At 53.3% G+C, this 3,774-nt stretch carries 4 protein-coding genes and 1 pseudogene; 2 read left to right on the plus strand and 3 right to left on the minus strand.

The genetic code is table 11. The features are described 5' to 3' along the window. Positions 1–166: 166 nt before the first annotated feature. Complete coding sequence (locus tag ACRAUW_RS17310) at positions 167–1,120, plus strand: tyrosine-type recombinase/integrase (RefSeq protein ID WP_431363265.1); 954 nt, start codon at positions 167–169, stop codon at positions 1,118–1,120. Between the two features lie 173 nt (positions 1,121–1,293). On the opposite strand, the gene ACRAUW_RS17315 is transcribed toward ACRAUW_RS17310, so the two are convergent. The 3 genes and pseudogenes from ACRAUW_RS17315 to ACRAUW_RS17325 form a co-directional block, all read right to left on the minus strand. Next, positions 1,294–1,896: a hypothetical protein gene (locus ACRAUW_RS17315; protein ID WP_431363266.1), complete on the minus strand. Its 603-nt coding sequence runs from the start codon at positions 1,894–1,896 to the stop codon at positions 1,294–1,296. Between the two features lie 20 nt (positions 1,897–1,916). Beyond that, on the minus strand, positions 1,917–2,702 hold the full coding sequence (locus tag ACRAUW_RS17320) for a hypothetical protein (protein ID WP_431363267.1): 786 nt from the start codon (positions 2,700–2,702) through the stop codon (positions 1,917–1,919). A gap of 332 nt (positions 2,703–3,034) precedes the next feature. Beyond that, positions 3,035–3,286: pseudogene (locus ACRAUW_RS17325) on the minus strand (recombinase family protein); the annotation flags it as partial. Positions 3,287–3,524: 238 nt separating this feature from the next. Here ACRAUW_RS17325 and ACRAUW_RS17330 point away from each other — a divergent pair. Beyond that, positions 3,525–3,774, plus strand: a 250-nt coding sequence (locus ACRAUW_RS17330; protein WP_431363268.1) for a hypothetical protein, incomplete at its 3' end; no start/stop codon positions are given.

The raw sequence follows: 3,774 nt of genomic DNA on the forward strand, positions 1-3,774 counted from the left end.
TTCAAAATCCGCCGGTGAATAACCGTGTCGGTTCGAGTCCGACCCCGGGCACCATTCTTTTCCCTGTTTGGTCAATAGGTTACAGCGCTCAAGAGCGCTCCTGCTCAAAGTTTCTGCGGTTGATAACTCTCATTCATGTGCAAATATGTGCAAGAGGCTTCAACCAATGGCAAGCATCCAAGTTCTCACTCGAAAAACCGGTAAGTCCTATCGCGTTCAGTTCATGCGTAACGGCAACCGTGTATCCAAAGTTTTTACCCGCAAAAAAGACGCAGAGCAGTTCCTGGCTCAGATTACTGTATCTGACGAGCTGGCAGATGCCTTAACCAACGTCACCCTCACCAGTACCACCATTCAACAAGCTATCCATGAGTACCTTGAACAGCACAAGGGACGGGACAAATCTGTACCACAGCGTCTGGGCTGGTGGGCCGAACATCTCGGCGACAAGACGTTGAACAAGGTAAATCGCCAGCGGATCAAGAACGCCATCTCGATTCTGGAGGCCGAAGGGAAAGCACCTGCGACTCTTAATCGGTACAAAGCGGCGTTGTCGGCGGTTTTTGCCTACATGTGCGATCGCTATGACCTCAAAGTGAACCCTTGCCTGGAAGTGAAACAGAAGCGGGAAGACAATGCCCGCACGCGCTTCTTGTCTGAAGATGAATTGGCTCGATTGATGAAGGCCACCAAGTCGAGCAAATGGGGGCGGCTTCATATGCTGGTTCATATGGCGTTGACTACAGGAGCGCGGAGGGGCGAGCTGATAGGCCTCAAATGGTCAGACATCAACTTCAACACGCGAACAGCTCATTTGGCGGTGACCCAAAATGGTAGTCAGAGGGTTCTGTCGCTGACTGAGGAATTGCTGACTGAGCTCTCTAGGTTTCGCGAGATTGGTGCCAGCTTTGTTTTCCCTCATCCCTCTGGCCTCAATCGACCGTTTACCGAGTTTGACTACCACTGGCAGGCAGCGAAGAAAGCTGCGTTGCTCTCTGATTTCCATTTTCACGACCTTCGACATAGCATGACTGAAGAGCCTGAATTTCATCATTCGTTCGTTCTGCAGGAACGCGAGCGAGAAGATAGGCCATCCAGAGATCTTCAACCGAGGGTTTAGAGCTCCATTCCTTGATCTGAACCACTAACGAACCGATATCATGGATTTTGTTGGGTAACTCGAATTTAGTCTGTGTCATTACATCTGCTCTCAAAGCCCGCTGTGATGGCCATTTAAATATCAGGTCATTACATGCCCTTGGCTCGTGGCACTGTTACCTGCCAACCACAGGCTCAACGATGACTCATCTCTTCGATCCAACGGGCCATGCTATCAGGGTCAGCAAGCAGCTGGGCGAGCGGCAGATGATTGGAGCAGATCTCAAGCTGATGACATTTGTCACTTTGCTGCCAGTCAGGTTGATGAGCAGGCCAGCTAATCTGCTTGAGCAGATCCCAGAAGTGGTGGTCACTATCCTGCAGGCAACGGTACAGATTCACTTCAACCACTGCGTTACCAGACAATTGCAAAGGATCGGGCTGGCCCTTCGTACTTGTACGCAAGGTTGAGTTTTGACGGAAATCATCATCGATATAGAGGCGAAAAATCAGCGTCTTATCACCTTTCAGAGCCGTATCGCCATTCCTGTCCCGGTAGGCGTGATTCGATGCAAACAGTGGCAGATAGTCCCATGCCCAGCTGCTGGATGGGCGGGTTCCCGAGCGACAGGGACGACTGCTTTCGCTGGGCTCCCAATACCAGAACTCGGCGTCCAGCGCCTGACTGGCGATCTGATCGAATAGTGGGAGGATACGCTGATAAAAACCGGCGGCGAGTCGGTGAGCTTGTTGAAGTTGGGTAACCAGCTGGGTGGTATGTTCAAGATCGTGTTGCATGACGGCATCCTTAGCCAAAGTCAGTGATTCAAAAAAGAGAAATCGGGGCGAGAGAGGTGCAATGTTCCGGCATAATCGAGCAGATCAGCCCAACCAGTAGGCTCGGCCAGTGGCGGCGTTTCACGTTCTGACATCATCCCGCAGTCCAGATTCAGCAGACCTGCGTAGGCGAACAATGGCGTCCACTCGGGCACCACCGGGGCCATGCCAAACAGCTCAAACGCCTGCAGCCACTCATCGCGAATGGCGCGGTCCTGTCGACAAGCCTCAACAAACTCGGAGGCAGTTTGCAGATAGCGGCGCAGTGGCTCCCATTCACGCAAGGTCATCTGGACAAAACGTTCGGGCAGATCGGGGGGAGACAGCGGAGCGACAGGGATATTGCCAAGTGCCACGTAATAGAGTCGGTCTTCATAGTCATCAAACTCGGCTTCACTGACCACAGCATTGACCTGCGCCAGCCACTGCTCCCGATACTGGTCACCACCGAACGAGGGCTTCACCTCGATAACCACCAGCGCGTCGCCAAAGTGGAGCAGCACATCGGGCTCGACATAACGGCGATCCTGCAGCGATGCCAGTTTTGGCCACAGCTCCAGCCGTTGAAAGGTGGCTGGGTCTAGCGGATTGTCACCGAGTAGAAAGCGCAGCACGGCACCCAGAGCGCCGTCCGAGAGGTGGGGCAGACGGCCGAAGAAGGTGGCGGTCAGCAGATCTTCACTGCCTTTAAACAGGTCGCGCCAGCGCAGGGATTCCCCTTCCCGCTCGATGCGGCCCGCCTTGCCATGCAGGATTGCATGTAGCATTGCAACTCCTTGTAATGTTGATATTTCAAGCAAGCTCTCACGTTGCTGAAGAGCCTTCGAGATCCTGCTCTAATACCCACTCGACTACCAGTCTATCCATCACAAAATGGGGTAAAAAAGTTTGACTGAATGGAGGTTCCCCCCCCTATTCTTCTCCGCAACACGACCCCGGCCTCTTGGTTGCTTTGCAACTTACGCTGGGGTTCTTATTTGGTGGATTTACCACCACTCCTGCCAGTTCTCTATGTACCCCATATTTGCCAACCCCAGCTTGCGCACCGACTTTTGTGTGGGGAACGTCAGCAGATGATCCCGCAGGCGCAGATGGCTAATTACGCAGACCGACATGCTCGTTTCACACTGGCGGGCGAGATCCCGAAGTGTTCAGCCGTCAGCTTGATGCTAGCTGAATTCTCTTTGCGCCAGATGGCAACGGCAGCATCGTTAATTGTCTTCTCGCGCCCCAGCGCCTTACCTTCTGCCTTCGCCTTGGCGATCCCTGCCATCTGCCGGAGCTTGATGTTTGAACGTTCCAATTCTGCAACAGCGGCCAACATGGTCAGCATGGCTTTGCCAATGAGAGTGGAGAGGTCGAGCCCAGATCAACTTTGCCTCGTTGACTCTCGTTGGTCGATTAGTTTAACCTTCATCTCAAGGGCTCGGAGACGCCCTGCCGGGTCGTCGGCGCCGCCAACGCCGAAAGCAAGTTCTCCTCGTTTCGAAAATCAGAACGACAAGTTATCAAAACACTAACAACTCAACTTAATCACGATCCCATACTGGCGGCCTTGGGGTAGGGGATGATTTTGTTAGGAGAATATAGTGTCTGATAACCACAAATTTGCTGAGCGTCGCCTCGGCTACCTCCCTTTGCGCGATGGCCACGCCATTCCTCTGCGCGGAATATCACCAGCGGACATTAAAGAAGGCGCGAAATCACGCGTGCTTCATCCCGATGCTGACCCCTTGAAACATAGACAGACGCTCAACGCTATTGTCGATCGCTTGGGCTTCGCCGGAGACTTCGGGACTTATCAAAATAAAGGCTGGCCCGAGTTTCAAGCCTTCCTCA

It is taken from the genome of Aeromonas sp., from assembly GCF_050633025.1.
Taxonomy (GTDB): Bacteria; Pseudomonadota; Gammaproteobacteria; order Enterobacterales; family Aeromonadaceae; genus Aeromonas.

What these genes read in the sequence shown, in the direction of transcription:
- ACRAUW_RS17310 (WP_431363265.1), top strand. Translation starts at nt 167, where the DNA reads ATGGCAAGCATCCAAGTTCTCACTCGAAAAACCGGTAAGTCCTATCGC.
- ACRAUW_RS17320 (WP_431363267.1), bottom strand. Translation starts at nt 2,702, where the DNA reads ATGCTACATGCAATCCTGCATGGCAAGGCGGGCCGCATCGAGCGGGAA.
- ACRAUW_RS17315 (WP_431363266.1), bottom strand. Translation starts at nt 1,896, where the DNA reads ATGCAACACGATCTTGAACATACCACCCAGCTGGTTACCCAACTTCAA.